This window comes from uncultured Erythrobacter sp. (genome assembly GCF_947492365.1).
GTDB lineage: Bacteria > Pseudomonadota > Alphaproteobacteria > Sphingomonadales > Sphingomonadaceae > Erythrobacter.
The window spans coordinates 498,736-513,317 of the sequence record NZ_CANLMB010000001.1; the positions used below are offsets into that span (position 1 = coordinate 498,736).

General features: G+C 61.3%; 14 protein-coding genes. 3 read left to right on the top strand and 11 right to left on the bottom strand.

Features of this window, described 5'->3' with window-relative positions:
- Window position 1: 1 nt before the first annotated feature.
- The 7 genes from Q0887_RS02465 to Q0887_RS02495 all read right to left on the bottom strand — a co-directional run bounded on the left by Q0887_RS02465 (window position 2) and on the right by Q0887_RS02495 (window position 7,264).
- The gene (locus Q0887_RS02465; protein WP_299192055.1) at window positions 2-1,108 is read right to left on the bottom strand and encodes a TIR domain-containing protein; all 1,107 of its coding nucleotides are present in this window, start codon (window positions 1,106-1,108) and stop codon (window positions 2-4) included.
- An 80-nt stretch (window positions 1,109-1,188) separates the two neighbouring features.
- Window positions 1,189-1,845 carry a TerB family tellurite resistance protein gene (locus tag Q0887_RS02470; RefSeq protein WP_299192057.1) on the bottom strand — a complete coding sequence of 219 codons (657 nt, stop codon included), beginning with the start codon at window positions 1,843-1,845 and terminating at the stop codon, window positions 1,189-1,191.
- Between the two features lie 79 nt (window positions 1,846-1,924).
- Window positions 1,925-2,578 (bottom strand): inner membrane-spanning protein YciB, encoded by a 654-nt coding sequence (locus Q0887_RS02475; RefSeq protein ID WP_299192059.1) that lies wholly within the window; start codon window positions 2,576-2,578, stop codon window positions 1,925-1,927.
- The gene (ftsY, locus tag Q0887_RS02480) at window positions 2,578-3,492 is read right to left on the bottom strand and encodes a signal recognition particle-docking protein FtsY (protein ID WP_299192060.1); all 915 of its coding nucleotides are present in this window, start codon (window positions 3,490-3,492) and stop codon (window positions 2,578-2,580) included. The genes Q0887_RS02475 and ftsY overlap by 1 nt, the downstream gene beginning before the upstream one ends.
- The gene (locus Q0887_RS02485; RefSeq protein WP_299192062.1) at window positions 3,489-4,691 is read right to left on the bottom strand and encodes a MiaB/RimO family radical SAM methylthiotransferase; all 1,203 of its coding nucleotides are present in this window, start codon (window positions 4,689-4,691) and stop codon (window positions 3,489-3,491) included. The genes ftsY and Q0887_RS02485 overlap by 4 nt, the downstream gene beginning before the upstream one ends.
- On the bottom strand, window positions 4,688-5,509 hold the full coding sequence (dapF, locus tag Q0887_RS02490; protein WP_299192064.1) for a diaminopimelate epimerase: 822 nt from the start codon (window positions 5,507-5,509) through the stop codon (window positions 4,688-4,690). The genes Q0887_RS02485 and dapF overlap by 4 nt, the downstream gene beginning before the upstream one ends.
- An 81-nt stretch (window positions 5,510-5,590) precedes the next feature.
- The gene (locus Q0887_RS02495; protein WP_299192065.1) at window positions 5,591-7,264 is read right to left on the bottom strand and encodes an EAL domain-containing protein; all 1,674 of its coding nucleotides are present in this window, start codon (window positions 7,262-7,264) and stop codon (window positions 5,591-5,593) included.
- A 187-nt stretch (window positions 7,265-7,451) separates the two neighbouring features.
- Here Q0887_RS02495 and Q0887_RS02500 point away from each other — a divergent pair, with 187 nt between their 5' ends.
- Entirely contained in the window at window positions 7,452-7,862 is a 411-nt protein-coding gene (locus Q0887_RS02500; RefSeq protein ID WP_299192067.1) for an EVE domain-containing protein, read from the top strand.
- On the opposite strand, the gene Q0887_RS02505 is transcribed toward Q0887_RS02500, so the two are convergent.
- Window positions 7,859-9,556, bottom strand: a complete 1,698-nt coding sequence (locus Q0887_RS02505; RefSeq protein ID WP_299192069.1) for a thiamine pyrophosphate-binding protein — start codon at window positions 9,554-9,556, stop codon at window positions 7,859-7,861. The genes Q0887_RS02500 and Q0887_RS02505 overlap by 4 nt on opposite strands.
- Before the next feature lie 201 nt (window positions 9,557-9,757).
- Here Q0887_RS02505 and Q0887_RS02510 point away from each other — a divergent pair, with 201 nt between their 5' ends.
- The gene (locus Q0887_RS02510; protein WP_299192071.1) at window positions 9,758-10,006 is read left to right on the top strand and encodes a hypothetical protein; all 249 of its coding nucleotides are present in this window, start codon (window positions 9,758-9,760) and stop codon (window positions 10,004-10,006) included.
- 4 nt (window positions 10,007-10,010) lie between these two features.
- On the opposite strand, the gene Q0887_RS02515 is transcribed toward Q0887_RS02510, so the two are convergent.
- The gene (locus Q0887_RS02515; RefSeq protein ID WP_299192073.1) at window positions 10,011-11,420 is read right to left on the bottom strand and encodes an MFS transporter; all 1,410 of its coding nucleotides are present in this window, start codon (window positions 11,418-11,420) and stop codon (window positions 10,011-10,013) included.
- 155 nt (window positions 11,421-11,575) lie between these two features.
- Between Q0887_RS02515 and pgsA the strand changes: the two genes are divergently transcribed.
- Window positions 11,576-12,184: a CDP-diacylglycerol--glycerol-3-phosphate 3-phosphatidyltransferase gene (pgsA, locus tag Q0887_RS02520; protein ID WP_299192075.1), complete on the top strand. Its 609-nt coding sequence runs from the start codon at window positions 11,576-11,578 to the stop codon at window positions 12,182-12,184.
- Window positions 12,185-12,287: 103 nt separating this feature from the next.
- Here the strand turns inward: pgsA and Q0887_RS02525 are convergent, their stop codons facing one another.
- Complete coding sequence (locus tag Q0887_RS02525; protein ID WP_299192077.1) at window positions 12,288-13,196, bottom strand: hydrogen peroxide-inducible genes activator; 909 nt, start codon at window positions 13,194-13,196, stop codon at window positions 12,288-12,290.
- 10 nt (window positions 13,197-13,206) lie between these two features.
- On the bottom strand, window positions 13,207-14,409 hold the full coding sequence (gene rnd / locus Q0887_RS02530; RefSeq protein WP_299192079.1) for a ribonuclease D: 1,203 nt from the start codon (window positions 14,407-14,409) through the stop codon (window positions 13,207-13,209).
- Window positions 14,410-14,582: the final 173 nt, after the last annotated feature.

The window sequence follows — 14,582 nt, forward strand, 5'->3', positions numbered from 1 at the left end:
ATCACTGGAACCGCGAAAGCAGCCTTTCCAGCTCGGCAATCCGTTCGATCTGGCGGCTCTCGACACAGCTGTAGGAACTGCATTCGGCCTTGACCGAATTGAACCATTCGCGTTGCCCTGAATTGAACGAGCTGAGGCTGCGGCCATTGTCCTGCACCTCTGTCCTCAACTGGCTGAGCAGCTCACCCATGCGGCGCGCGCGCGCGTCCAGTTCGGGGTGAGCGCAGATTAGGTATTCGGTGTCCGTCGCAGCGCCAGCACAGGCCTGAACCACACGGCGAAGCGGTTGCTGAGTGGCGGGGGCAACGATCACTTGCGACGGAGCGCGGGTTGGGGCGACGGTCGGCGTGGGTTGCGGCACGGGTGTCGCTTGAAGAACCAGATCGGTCGGCCCTGACGGTCGTGAGGTGGGGGAGGGCGTTGGCCTAGGCTCCGCCTCTTCGCCGGTTTCGGAGGCAGGATCGTCCTCGAGCGTATCTGAAGCCGCGTTCTCTGCGGCAATGGAGTCGGCGAGGATTTCTGCATTGCTCGGCTCATCAGTGCCCCCGCGCAGGGCAAAATACCCGGCAAGTCCCAGCGCCAACACCAGCGCTCCGATCAGAGCGGGTATCAGCCATTTGCGCTCGGTGCTCTCAGGGGCCGCAACACTCTCGCTCAGCCCGTTGCCAAGTGTCGCAACATCATCGGCCAGTTCGGCCGGCGCACCGGCATAGAGCCGCACCTGCGCCGCCACACGGTCCATCACCGCCTCGCGCCGGTCGATCCAATCGATCCATTGCGAATCCGCCAGATGATAGGCCAGCTCGCCCGGGTCGATCGCCTCTAGCCGCAGGGGTATGATCGGGCGGCCCGCACTGTCCCCCAGGATCAGCTCGCGCTTCACATGGCGGCTTTTGTCCGAGTTTGAGCAGAACAGCAGCAGCACCGCCGCGCATTCGTTGATCGCTTGCCCGATTGCGCTGTCAAACGGAGCGCCCGGCGGCACATCGCGCGGGGCAATCCAGCAGCGAATGCCGCGCTCGGACAGCAAGGCCTCGACCTGCTGCGCAATGTCGTATTTGCTTGAGTGGTGGCTGACGAAGAGTTGCGGTGGTGTGTCTTCGGCCATCTCGTCCCCTTTGCGCATCGTTCGAGGGAGAGGCTAGCGTATTGTCCCTAGCGAAGCCAGTAGTGCAGCGGGCTCGCGGGTCATCCTGGCTGCGGAGCAGCGTCTGCCGCAGGCGCTTGGGCTTCGCCCTCGGCTTTCGGAGCAAAGATCTGCGCCACCGCCACGCGCGCTTTTTCAAGAGCCCTGTCAAAGCGCTCCTGATCCACGCCAAGCGCGCCGGCGTAATCTTCCAGCCGTGCGGTTTCGGCCTCGTCCATATTCCCGTCGGCCATTGCCACCATCGCCATGCCCGTCACCGCCAGATCGGCGTCTTCCCAACTTACGATATCTGCGACCGAGGCCAGTTCCTGAGAGATATCACCGCGCCCGGAAATCATCTTTGCGCTCATATCGCGGATCGTGTCTTCGCCCAGCTCGCTGCCAAAGACAGAGCGGCTGACGACACGGATCATGCCGACCTCTTCCTCGTCCAGTTTCCCGTCTGCTGCGGCCATCGAGATCATGCTGCGCAGGATCACCGAGGTTCCCGCAGCCTCGACCTGTTGCGGTGTCAGTTGCTGCGCCTCGCCTTCATCGCTGCCCTGTGCCAGCCCCATAACCATCTGGATGCCGCCAAACAGGATCGCGCCCCACGCGAGCACATAGTTGCCGCCCCCTTCAGCCGCCGAATAGGTCGCAAAGGTGACGAACAGCCCGCCAAAGAAGAAAAGCGCGCCGATCAAGGTGTTCGAATTCATTTGGATGTCCCCCCAGACATGTGTTGTCGGGAGGGATTGTTGCGCCGGTTGCGGGCCGCGTCAAGTCGGGCGGTTAGTCTTACGCGCCGGTGCTTTCGTCCGCGCTCTCAGGCGCGTCACCTTCGTCATCGATCGCCAGCCCGTGTTTCAGCAGCAGCGGTATCTGTGTGAAAGTAAACAGAAAACTCAGCGGCATAAATACCCAGAGCTTTGCCCAGAGCCAGCCTTCAAAGCTCATTTTTGCGACCAGAACCTCGTTCAGGACGGCCAATGTGAGAAAAAACACACCCCAATTGCGCGACAATTTGAGCCAGCCCTCATCGTCAACGCCTTCGAACGCGGCTTCGAGCAGGATCTTGAGCAATGCGCGCCCCGTGAAAAATCCGATCAGCAGCGCGACGCCAAAGCCGGTATAGATAATGGTCGGCTTCATTTGTACGAAACGCGGATCGCCGAAAAAGATTGTGAGCGCGCCAAATCCGACGATGAGCGCGGTCGAAAACCACAGCATCGGCGAGATCTTACCCAGCCGCCATTTGGAGATCAGCAAGGCAGCAACCGCGGCGACCATGAACGCGCCGGTGCCCTTCATGATCGCGAGCAATTCGCCCGCTGCACTCGGCTCGTCCGGCGCGGTGAAGCGGTAGACGCCAAGGAACACCAGCAGGGGCCCGTAATCGACCGCGACATTGATCCAGCTGGATCCGGCTTTTTTCGCTTCTGTGTCAGCCATCAGGCCACCCCTGCAATAACGCGCGCCACCAGATCGGGATCGAAGGGGCGCAAATCTTCCATCTTTTCGCCAACGCCAATCGCGTGGATCGGCAGGCCATATTGTTCAGCCGCAGCGACCAGCACGCCGCCGCGCGCGGTGCCGTCCAGCTTGGTCATGATCAGGCCGGTAACGCCAGCGACTTCCTTGAACACGTCGATCTGGCTCAAAGCGTTCTGGCCGTTCGTGGCGTCGAGCACGAGCACCACATCGTGCGGCGCGTCTTCGTTAAGGCGGCCCAGCACGCGGCGGATCTTGGAGAGCTCTTCCATCAGCTCTTTCTTGTTCTGCAAGCGTCCTGCGGTGTCGACCACCAGCGCGTCGATCCCGGTGTCGGTCGCCTGCTTGACCGCGTCGAACACGATAGAGGCGGGGTCGCCGCCTTCGGCACCGCGGACGATGTCCACGCCTGCACGCTCGGCCCAGGTCGCAAGCTGGCCGATTGCGGCAGCGCGGAACGTGTCGCCGGCTGCGAGCAAAACGCCGTAATCGTCCTCGGTAAAGAGGTGCGCGAGTTTGGCGATGGTGGTGGTCTTGCCCGATCCGTTGACCCCGATAACGAGGATCACTTGCGGGCGGGGAAAGGCGGTAATTTCAAGTGGCTTTGCCACGGGGCGCAGGATCTCGGCGATTTCCTCTGCCACCGCTTCCTTCAACTCGCGCTGGGTGATCTCGAGACCAAAACTTTTGTCCGAAAGCCGCTGGCGAATGCGGCCAGCCGCTGCAGGGCCAAGGTCGGAGACGATCAGCGCATCCTCGATATCATCGAGCGTCGCATCGTCGAGCCGCGTGGCAACGCCGGTAAGGTTCGAACCCAGCCGCTCGGATGTCTTGCGAAACCCGCCCAGCAGTCTGTCGGTCCAGCTTTTGCTCATGTGAGAAGGCCTTCTTCGAGCGATTGCGTTGTGATGGTCGTGATCCGTCCTGCCGAAGTGCCTTCGGGCAGGCGAATGCGGGCGTAATTGGGTGCATAGCCGGTGCCGTCGCGTTCGGCGAGGACGGGCAGCGTTTCGCCCACAAGCCTCTGCAGCCAGGCCTCGCGCTGCGCAGCGACGGCTCCGCGCAATTCGGCGGCACGCGACTTTACCAGAGCGCGGTCGACCTGCGGCATGCGTGCGGCGGGCGTGCCTGGGCGCGGCGAATAAGGGAAGATGTGGCCATGGACGATGTCCAGTTCCTCGATGATCGAAAGGTTGGCCGCATGATGCTCGCCCGCTTCGGTCGGGAAGCCTGCGATGAGGTCCGCGCCAATGGCTATTTCGGGGCGGCGCGCTTTGAGCCGCGACACCAGTTCCACCGCGTCGGCGCGGCTGTGGCGGCGCTTCATCCGCTTTAGAATGAGGTCGTGCCCGTGCTGGAGCGAGAGGTGGAGGTGCGGCATCAGCCGCTGCTCGCTGGCGAACAGGTCGAACAGGCCATCGTCAATTTCGATCCCGTCGAGCGAGGACATGCGCAGGCGTTGGAGATCGGGGAAGGTGTCGAGCACCGCTGCTACCAACGCTCCCAAAGGCGGCGTGTTAGGCAGGTCGTGCCCCCAACTGGTCACATCGACGCCGGTCAGCACAACCTCCTTCGCGCCCAGATCAAGGTGATGCTCAACCTCGCGCAAGACCTGCGGGATCGTTTGCGAACGGCTTTTCCCGCGACCCTGCGGGATCACGCAAAAGGTGCAGGCATGGTCGCAGCCATTCTGCACAGCGATAAAGGCACGGGTGCGCGTTGGGGGAGGGGGCGCTTCGGGCAGCGGCACGTTCCACACACGCGGATCGAGTTTGCTGGCGTTAGCGATCAAGCCGTCGACTTCGGGCATGTCGGCGAGCTGCTCGCGCTCGATATCAGCTGCGCAGCCGGTGACGATCAGGCGCGCATCGGGACGCGCGCGGCGGGCCTTGCGGATAGCTTGACGGGTCTGGCGCACCGCTTCGGATGTCACTGCGCAGGAATTGACCACCACCACATCGCCCGCATCGGCAAGCATCGCGGTCATCCGCTCGCTCTCGGCGATGTTCAAGCGGCAGCCCAGCGAGATGACTTCGGGTTTGAGCGGGGACTTTAGGTCGGTTGGGGCGTTCACGCGTAATCGTCCCATTCGAACGAGCCGCGATAGCTCTCACTTGCTGGGCCGGTCATGCGGATGGTGCCGCCCTCGTTCCACTCGATGGTGAGATCACCGCCGGGCAAAGTCACGCGCACAGTGTTTCCGGTAAGGCCCTTGCGAATGGCCGCGACCGCAGTGGCGCAAGCACCGGTCCCGCAAGCCCGCGTCAGCCCCGCACCGCGCTCCCACACATTGAGGCGCAGGTGATCCTCTCCCACAAGGCTCGCCACATTGACGTTGATGCCTTCGGGAAACAGCGGGTCGCGCTCTATCAGTGGGCCAAGCGCAGCGAGGTCGATGATCTCAGTGTCCTCGACGAAAAACACGACATGCGGATTGCCAACATTGACGGCCATCGGCGTTTCGAGTTCGGCCCAGCCAACCGGCATATTCGCGGTGTCCATCGCATAGCCAAGCGGGATTGCGTCCCAGTCGAAACGCGGCGTGCCCATATCGACGCTCGCGCCGCCGTCTGCCGGTTCAAGCGCGATCACGCCGCCTGCCGTTTCGATCTTGGCCGCTTCGCCATGAAGCAGCGCCACAGCGCGGCTGGCATTGCCGCAGGCTTCGACTTCGCCGCCGTCGGAATTGAAGATGCGCATGCGGAAGGTGTGGGTCTCGCTCGGCTCAAGCAAGATCAGCTGGTCGCACCCGATCCCTTCGCGCCTGTCAGCGAGCGCGCGGGCGACTTCACCCGTCATGGCAGGCAGCGTCCCGGAACGCTCCGGCGCACGCGCATCGAGCACGATAAAATCGTTACCCAAACCGTGCATTTTGACAAAGGGAACCCGCATAGCGGCCTGCATCTATGCACCCACAGCGTCAGCGTCCAGCCCCGAGTCAAACCCTGCACGCGCTACAAAGCGCGCCGGGTGCTATAGATTGATGATCTTGGGCAGTTCGGGCGGGCCGTCAGATGTGTCTTGCACGTCAGGCTGCACCGGCGTTTGGACCGGCTTGGCATGCGGAGCAAGCTTGCCCGATATCGCCAGCCGCTCGCGCACCTGGGCACCGTTTTCCGGCTTGCCATATAGATAGCCCTGCCCCTTGAGCTTACCCATCTTCTTCAGCACATTGAGGATCGTTTCATCCTCAATTCCCTCAGCCGTAATCGGCAATTCCAGTCCGCGTCCTAGCGACACAATCGCATCGACGATTTTGGAATTGCTGTTGGGATCGTTGAGCTCGCTGACGAAGCTGCGGTCAATCTTGAGCCGGTCAAACGGCAGGGTGCGCAGCTGTTCGAGCGAGGAATAGCCGGTGCCGAAATCATCGAGGCTCACCCGCACGCCCTGATTGCGCAGCGAAGTGATGATCGAGCGAACCATCCCGATATTCTCGTGCAGGGAGCTTTCGGTAATCTCTACTTCGAGGCGGTGAGGCGGGAAATTGTGCTTCACCAGCATCTTAAGCAGTTTCTGCGCAAACCACGGATCGCGCAGTTGGATCGGTGAGATGTTGATCGAAAGCGTCAGTTCCTCGGCCCAATCGCGCGCATCTGTGAAGGCGCGTTCCATCAGCTGATCTGACAATTCGGTGATGAGGCCGATTTCCTCAGCCACCGGGATGAAGATTTCGGGGCTGACAACGCCCATTTGCGACGATTGCCAACGCGCGAGCATCTCGAACCCGACCAGCTCGCCGCAATCGAGGTCGACCTGTTGCTCATAGAACGGCACAAATTCGCCGTTGAGCAATCCGCTGCGGATGCCGGTTTCCAGCTCGTTGCGGAAACGAAGTTCGTTTTCCATCGTCGGTTCGAACCAGAAAAAGCGGTTCTTGCCCTGGTTCTTGGCGCAATACATCGCAATGTCAGCGCGCCGCATCAATGCATCGGCGTCAGTCGTCTGCGAGGAGAGCTCGCTCTGGTCCTCATCGCTGGAAAGGCCGACCGAAATGGTTGCATCGACAGTCAATTCGCCAAGCTCAAAAGGCAGCGAAACGCGTTCGAACAGGCGGATGACCAGATCATCGATCTGATCGCGGCTGACCGGATCGAAGCTTGCGACGAAGGCGAATTCGTCACCGCCTAGTCGTGCCAGACTTGCATTGGCGGGCAATTGGTCCCGAATGCGTTTGGCCAGTTCAACCAGCACCGCATCGCCTGCCGTATGACCATGAACGTCGTTGATCTGTTTGAAATTGTCGAGATCGATCATGCAATAGGCGACTGCGAGACCCTGCTCCTTGGCGTCGGCGCACAGGCTTTCGGTCGCGCTCGTCATCGAACGCCGGTTAAGGCACTGGGTCAAAGGATCGGTCTCTGCCAGCTCGCGGGCCAGCTCTTCAGCCTGACGGCGTTCGCTGATCTCTTGCTGCAATTCGCGGTAGCGGCGCCAACCGAAGATGATCAGCACCACATTGAGCAGCAACGCATTGACCAGAAGGTGATCGGGCGCTCTGCCGGAATAGAACACCGCATTGATCGCCTTGGGCAGAACCGATGAGCCGGTTGCAACGAACAGGATGATCGCAGCCGCCGCAATGCCGAGCGCGACCAGATCACGGTCAGCGTTGCCCAAGCCCTTCGTCGCGATTTTTCCAGCCACAAACGCCACCTGCCACCCGGGACAGGCCCCCTTACTTCTTGCAATCAGGCCACATATCGCTGAGCAAATTGAAAATAGAGTTAATGAGGAAAGGGCGCTTGCTTGGGGTTTTACCCTAGGCCGGGGCGCTCTAGGTGAGCAAAACCATTCATCAATGCGCGCGCCTGAATCGCGCGGGAGAGAATACGTGGCGAATTACTGGCTGATAAAATCCGAACCCTTCAAATATAGCTGGGACGATCTCGTGGCTGAGGAGGAGGGCACGTGGGACGGCGTGCGCAACTATTCCGCACGGCTCAACCTGCGCGCGATGGAAGTGGGGGACGAAGCGTTCTTCTACCACTCGCGCGAAGGGCTGGAGATTGTCGGCATTTGCGAGATTTCGGTCGCAGACATTCTCGATCCCACCGATGAGACCGGCAAATGGGCGGCTGTTAAGGTTAAGCCCAAGCGTAAATTTGAACACCCTGTTTCGCTTAAGGCGATCAAGGCAGAGCCGCGCCTCGCTGGTTGCGATCTGGTGCGCCTGTCGCGCCTCTCGGTCGCCAGTATCAAGCCTGACGAATGGAAGTTGATCTGCCAGATGGCGGAAGGTTAAGCCTTCGCGCGCAGCCCGCTCACTGTCGCGCCGCTGGCCGCAAGCTGTTCGACGTCTATCTTCATGTGAATGAGGCGCAGACCGGCGCGCTCCTTTGCTTCGGCGAGGGCGTCGGTGAATTCCTGCGTTGTGGTGGCGCTCGCGCTCCAGCCGCCGAATGCAGCGCCAAGGGCTGCAAAATCGGGGTTGGAAAGCTGAGTGCCGGACACGCGGCCAGGATATTCGCGCTCCTGATGCATCCGGATCGTGCCGTAGGCGCCATTATCCACCACCAGCACGATCAGGTTCGCGCCGTGCTGGACTGCGGTGGCTAGCTCCTGCCCGTTCATCAGGAAGTCCCCGTCGCCTGCAACCGTGACGACGGTGCGGTCCGGATAGCGCAGGGCCGCTGCAACGCCCGCAGGCACGCCGTAACCCATCGCGCCAGAGGTTGGCGCAAGCTGGGTCGGGTATCCGGCATAGCGCCAATAGCGGTGCCACCATCCGGCGAAGTTGCCTGCGCCGTTGCAGATAATCGTATCAGCGGGCAGCGCCTCGCGCATTGCAGTTACACACGCCCCCATGTCGAGCGCGGGCGGGTTTTCAGACGGTGTGTGGCTCGCCCAATCCTGCCATTCGCGGTGCGCCTCGGCCCCCGCATCGAAGGGGATGATCGCATCGTCCTCCCACAAGGCAGCGGCTTCGGCGAATTCGTCGACAGAGCAAGCAAGCCCCAACTCGGTCAGATAGACGCGCCCGATTTCGTTGGGATCGGGGTGGATATGGATCAGCAGCTGGTCGGGGTGATCGGTTGCGGGGAAGGAATAGCCGTCAGTGGTTGCTTCTCCCAACCGCGCACCGACCGCGAGCACGAAGTCGGCTTGCTTGACCCGCTCAACCAGTTTGGGATTGGGGCCGTAGCCGAGATTGCCTGCATAGACAGGCGAGGCCGGATCAATCGCGTCCTGACGGCGGAACGCTGTGGCGACCGGCAGGCCGACTTTCTCCGCGAATTGCTGGAAGTGTTCGCGCGCCTTTGCGTTCCAACCTGCGCCGCCGATAATCGCGACCGGGCTTGCCGCATCCTTGAGCATGGCGAAGATCGCCTGCATCGCATCGGGGCAGACCGCTTGCGCAGGGCGCGTGACCATCGGGCGCGGCTTGATCGCGGCGTCGACGTGGTCGCACAGCATGTCTTCGGGTAGAGCGAGCACAACCGGCCCCGGACGGCCGCTCATCGCGACAGAGTAGGCGCGCGCAACATATTCGGGAACGCGCGCAGGATCGTCGATCCGCGCCGCCCATTTCGCGATCGGGCCGAAGAACGCTTCGAAATTGACTTCCTGAAAGCCCTCGCGGTCGCGCATCGGACGCGCGACATCGCCGACAAACAGGATCATCGGCTGCGAATCCTGGTGCGCGACATGGACGCCGATAGAGGCATTGGTCGCGCCCGGACCGCGCGTCACAAAGGCGACGCCCGGACGGCCCGTGCCGCCTGCTCCGCCGGCTGCGCTCATCGCGCCGTCTGCGCAGGCCATGAACGCCGCGCCGCCTTCCTGCCGGCACACCACCGTTTCGATATCCGTCCGCTCATGCAGAGCATCGAGCACCGCCAGAAAGCTCTCGCCCGGAACCGTGAAGATGCGGTCGGTGCCCTGTTCTTTCATGCAATCGACCAGCAATTCAGCGGCGGTCTGGGTTGGATTGGTCACGCGGAAATTCTCCTGAGGGAGGGGAGGAAGAAACGTATCGGGCGCGATTAGCGGGACGGTGTTGAGCTTGCAAATGCTGTCTCGCCCAGCGTCTGGCAGTGCGCTTAACCAATTAACCCAAACTGCCGCTAACTGTGCCGTTTTTGGGCAAGGGAAAGGCGGCTCTCGTCAGAAGTTAAGAATTCGTTAACCCGCTCACTCATGACTATTGCAAGCCTCATCAGCGCCGCTTTTGCCAGCTCAAAACCGCACGCACCACGTCGCCGCAGCCTTGTCCTCACAGATGAGAGTGCGCGCCACCCGTTCCGCGCGAGCCTGCCGCCGCATGTCCGTGCGAGCTTGCTTGATATTCCGGCAGAGGATCTGTGGCGCCTGACCGCGCGCGATGTTCGCGGTGCGGCGAGCGTTTACTTCGCCACTTTCGCTGCGGTGCTGGTCTTCATCCTGTAAGCGGCTAGGCGGGGTTGGTCTCGCCAAGATTGGCGGACGCTGCGTCTTTTTCCGCTTTGTAGAGCATATAGCCAAGCCACGCGGAAACGACTGTCATCGCCCCGGCGAGCAGCAGCTGGTCGACGACCGCAATGCCTACGCCTGCAAGAACAATCGCAAAGACTGACCCGATCACCATCGCCAGCGAGTTGACGATATTGTTCGCCGCAATCGTCCGGCTGGCTGCGTCGTGTGCGCAGCGGGTTGTGAGGAACGCATAGAGCGGCACGACAAACATGCCGCCCGCCGTCGCAATCCCCAGCAGCGTGAGTGAAAGCGGGATGGCCAGCGGCTCGAGTATCCATTCGCCAACCGGCAGCAATTCGCCGCCCTCATTCGGAATCCACGCCTTCGAAACCAGGTAAAAGGCGACGAGGAATCCCCCCATCACGACCACTGATGCTGGCGAATAACGCGCGGAAACCTTGCCCTTGAGCAAGGCGTTGATGCTCACCGACCCTATCGCGATCCCGATCGAGAATATGACAAGGAACAGGCTTGCCACCTCTTTGGAGGCCAGCAACTGGTTCTTCGCCAGCGGCGGGAACATGATGAAAAGCACCGCGCCGATGGTCCAGAAAAAGCTGATCGCGACGATGGCGAGCCAAATCTCGCGATTGTGCATCGTGTCGCGGATCAGCTTCCAGCTCATCACCAGCTGATCGGCAAAGGCGACAAGCGGGTATCCGAGCCAGCGAAGCGGCTTGCTGCGCACTTTCTCCGCATATGGCTCAAGCAGCGGATAGTGCATCTCGTAATCGCTCTGCGGCGGCGCATCAGGCACGTAGCGCGCGGAGAAATAGCCGACGAAAGCGGTAATGATGACGAGGATCAGCGCGATCTCGACCAGCAGAAAACCGGCAAGGATCGTGCCTGCAAGGATGGCGATATAGGTGCCCGCCTCGATCAATCCGGTGCCGGGCAGCACTTCCTCTTTCTTCAGGTGCTGAGGCAGGATCGCATATTTGATCGGCCCCAGAAACGTCGATTGCACCGCGGCAAGAAACACCACGAACAGCAGCAGCGGGATAGCGATGGTGTGAACCGCAATCCCCTTCCACGCGAGGAACAGGCCAATCGCGCCAAGGCTCGCCCAGCCGATCTCGCACAGCTTCACCACCCGGATGATCGCCGCCTTGTCGCGCGTATCAGCAAGCTGGCCGGCGAGCGCGGAGAGCAATACGAAGGGCATGATGAATAGGACCGAGGCAAGGCCGCTGATCAGCGTCTCTTGCTGCTCGTCATTATAGATCGACCACACGACGAAGAAGACCACGGCGTATCGGTACAGATTGTCGTTAAAAGCGTTGAGGAACTGCGTGACCATCAGCGGCAGGAAACGCTTTTGTCGCATCAAATTCGTCGAAGTTGTCATGCGATGGAAAGCGCCCGGCAATTCTCAGGAGCCTTTGACATAGCGATGCCGCCGCTGCGCACAAGGGTGATGATTGGGAGTTGCGAGCATTGTGCAAACGCAAACGGGTTAGGGTTTTGCTTGTGCGCGCCAGCGGGCTAAGGGGGAGGGCAGACATGCTTACACTGCCGAACCTCCTTACCCTGTCGCGCATATTCGCGGTCCCGCTGCTGGGCTTTTTCCTGTGGTGGCCCGATTGGCAGCTCGGTTATCTGATCGGGTTCCTGCTCTATTGTGTGATCGGGATCACCGATTTCTTCGACGGCTATCTGGCGCGCGCGCAAGGGACGGTGTCGAAGCTTGGCATCTTCCTCGATCCGATTGCCGACAAGATCATGGTCGCCGCCGTGATCCTGATTCTCGCCGCGCAAGGCTATATGAGCGGGCCCTATGTGGGCGACCTTCACGTCATTGCGGGTCTGGTGATTCTGGTGCGCGAGATCGCGGTGTCGGGCCTGCGCGAGTTTCTGGGCGGGATTCAGGTGTCGGTGCCCGTGTCGAAGCTCGCCAAGTGGAAAACGACCTTCCAACTGGTTTCGCTGGGCGCGCTAATCCTGGGCGGAGCGGTGCACGGACAGCCCTGTCAGGAAGTCGGCGATATGTGCAAAACAGTCGCCGAAAGCTGGATCCACCTCGTCGGCCTTATCAGCCTATGGAGCGCTGCTGTGCTAACCTGCGTGACCGGCTGGGACTACCTGCGGGTCGGGCTGAAGCATATGGATTAGGCAATCCGTCACCCCGGACTTGATCCGAGGTCCCGCTTCTCGCCAATTCACAGAGTGCAAGAAGTAAGCGGGATGCCGGATCAAGCCCGGCATGACGGATTTTTCAACCCGCTCGCAATTCCTCTGCCAGCAGCTTGAAGTCCTCTCCCCTTGGCGAGTTCTTGCGCCAGATCAGCGCGATTTCGCGGCTTGCGGCCTTGCCTTTGACGGGGCGGGCGACGACTTGGGTGTTCGCCAGAATGCCTGCCTCTATCGCCATTTCGGGAAGCATAGTCAGGCCCAGATCGTTGTCGACCATCTGGACAAGCGTGTGCAGGCTGGTGCCGATCATGCTGGCCGATGCGCGCAGTTCAGTGCGGTTGCAGGCGGCAAGCGCGTGGTCGCGCAGGCAGTGGCCGTCTTCGAGCAGCAGCAACCGGCCGCCATCGATAATGGCATCAATCATGTCGGGCGAAATCTGCGCTGGCGGATCGCGCGGATCGTCCTTGGGGAAGGCCACGAATAGCGGGTCATCGGCAATATGCTCGATCTCGGCATCGCCGGTGTCATAGGGCAGTGCCAGTAGCACGCAATCGACCCGCCCGTGGCTCAGCGATTCGATCGCATCCGCACTGGTTTCCTCGCGCAGCATCAGTTTGAGATCGGGCCGCTCGCGTTTGAGGCGGGGCAGGATGCGCGGCAGCATGAAGGGGGCGATGGTCGGGATCACGCTCATCCGCAGCTGGCCGGACAGCGGCTTGCCCGCAGCCTGCACCAGATCGGACAGTTCCTCAGCCTCGCGCAGCAGACGGTTGGCCTTGTCCACCACTTCATCGCCGAGCGCGGTAAAGCGCACGACCCGGCGCGAGCGTTCAACCAGCACCACGCCCAGCAGCGATTCCAGCTCGCGAATTCCAGCCGATAGCGTCGATTGCGAGACAAAGCTCGCCTCCGCCGCGCGGCCGAAATGCTTATGCTCGTGCAGCGCAACCAGATATTGCAGCTGCTTGATGGTGGGGAGATAGGTCGACACGGGTGCGAGCCTACTCCTCCGCGAGCGCTTCTTCCATACTTGCCTGCATATCGTCGATATGGGTCATGGCGAGTTTGCCGCCGCGCACAGCGAAAGCGAGCTTGCCTTCGACCAGTTCGAGCGCGTCCTTGCCGAAGACTTCGTAGCGCCAGCCTTCGAGCACTTTGAGCTCGCGCACACCGGCGGCGAGCGCTTCCATTTCGTCGGCGCGGGTGAGCAGGCGCGAGGCCACGTCGATCTCGCGCGCGCGGATTTTGAGCAGGAGCTTGAGCAGGTCGGCCACCAAAGCGCCTTCTTTGCCCAGCGGAGCGCCGCGCTTCATCTTTTCGGGCATCTCTTCCTTGGAAAGCGGCTCTGCCTCGGCGATCACCTTCATCAGGCGCTTGCCGATATCATTGTCTTTCCAAGCGGAGGAAAGCCCGCGCACCTTGGCCAGATCGCCCTGCTTTTTCGGCGGGTGCGAGGCGATGTCGGCGAGGGTTTCATCGCGCATGATCCGGCCGCGCGGGATATTCTTGTGCTGCGCCTCGCCTTCGCGCCATCCGGCCAGCGCCTTGAGCCGCCCGAGCACCTGCGGATTGCGGCCCGTCTGCCGGATACGCTTCCAAGACGTTTCCGGATCGACCAGATAGTTCGATACTTCGGCGAGCTTTTCCATCTCCGCATCGAGCCAGTTGCCGCGGCCCGTCTTGATCAGTTTCTTGAGGAGCTTGGGAAAAATCTTCGACAGATGGGTGACGTCGCCGATCGCATATTCGATCTGGCGATCGGTCAGCGGGCGGCGGCTCCAATCGGTGAAGCGCGCGCCTTTGTCGATCTGGATATTGAGCCAGTGATCGACGAGGTTGGCATAGCCGATCTGTTCCGACTGGCTGACTGCCATCATCGCGATCTGCGTGTCGAAGACGGGATGCGGGGTGCGTCCGGTGAGGTTGACGATAATTTCGACATCCTGACCGCCCGCATGGAAGACTTTGAGCACGTCCTCATTGTCGGTCAGCAGGTCGAGCAGCGAGGTCAGGTCGATGCCGTCAGCCAACGGATCAATCGCGGCGGCTTCTTCGGTGTTGGCGATCTGCACCAGGCACAATTCCGGCCAATAGGTGTTCTCGCGCATGAACTCGGTATCGACCGCGACAAATTCGCTTTTCGCCAGCCGCTTGCACAGGTCGTCGAGGGCTTCGGTCGTGGTAATCAGGTCATGTATTTTCATGTTCTTATCTGTCTCGTTTGAGCGGAGTGCCGCTCTCGGGCCACCAAGGCCCCTTAAAGGAATAGAGTGCGCGACTTGACAAAGTGCAGGCCATGCCCTGTTAGCGCGAGCGCTTTCTCGCGGTGCAAACGTGCCCGCGAAACGCCCGCGCGCCCTTAGCGCCATACCTTTAT

What these genes read in the sequence shown, in the direction of transcription:
- Q0887_RS02465 (WP_299192055.1), bottom strand. Translation starts at nt 1,108, where the DNA reads ATGGCCGAAGACACACCACCGCAACTCTTCGTCAGCCACCACTCAAGC.
- Q0887_RS02510 (WP_299192071.1), top strand. Translation starts at nt 9,758, where the DNA reads ATGACTATTGCAAGCCTCATCAGCGCCGCTTTTGCCAGCTCAAAACCG.
- rnd (WP_299192079.1), bottom strand. Translation starts at nt 14,409, where the DNA reads ATGAAAATACATGACCTGATTACCACGACCGAAGCCCTCGACGACCTG.
- Q0887_RS02515 (WP_299192073.1), bottom strand. Translation starts at nt 11,420, where the DNA reads ATGACAACTTCGACGAATTTGATGCGACAAAAGCGTTTCCTGCCGCTG.
- pgsA (WP_299192075.1), top strand. Translation starts at nt 11,576, where the DNA reads ATGCTTACACTGCCGAACCTCCTTACCCTGTCGCGCATATTCGCGGTC.
- ftsY (WP_299192060.1), bottom strand. Translation starts at nt 3,492, where the DNA reads ATGAGCAAAAGCTGGACCGACAGACTGCTGGGCGGGTTTCGCAAGACA.
- Q0887_RS02470 (WP_299192057.1), bottom strand. Translation starts at nt 1,845, where the DNA reads ATGAATTCGAACACCTTGATCGGCGCGCTTTTCTTCTTTGGCGGGCTG.
- dapF (WP_299192064.1), bottom strand. Translation starts at nt 5,509, where the DNA reads ATGCGGGTTCCCTTTGTCAAAATGCACGGTTTGGGTAACGATTTTATC.
- Q0887_RS02475 (WP_299192059.1), bottom strand. Translation starts at nt 2,578, where the DNA reads ATGGCTGACACAGAAGCGAAAAAAGCCGGATCCAGCTGGATCAATGTC.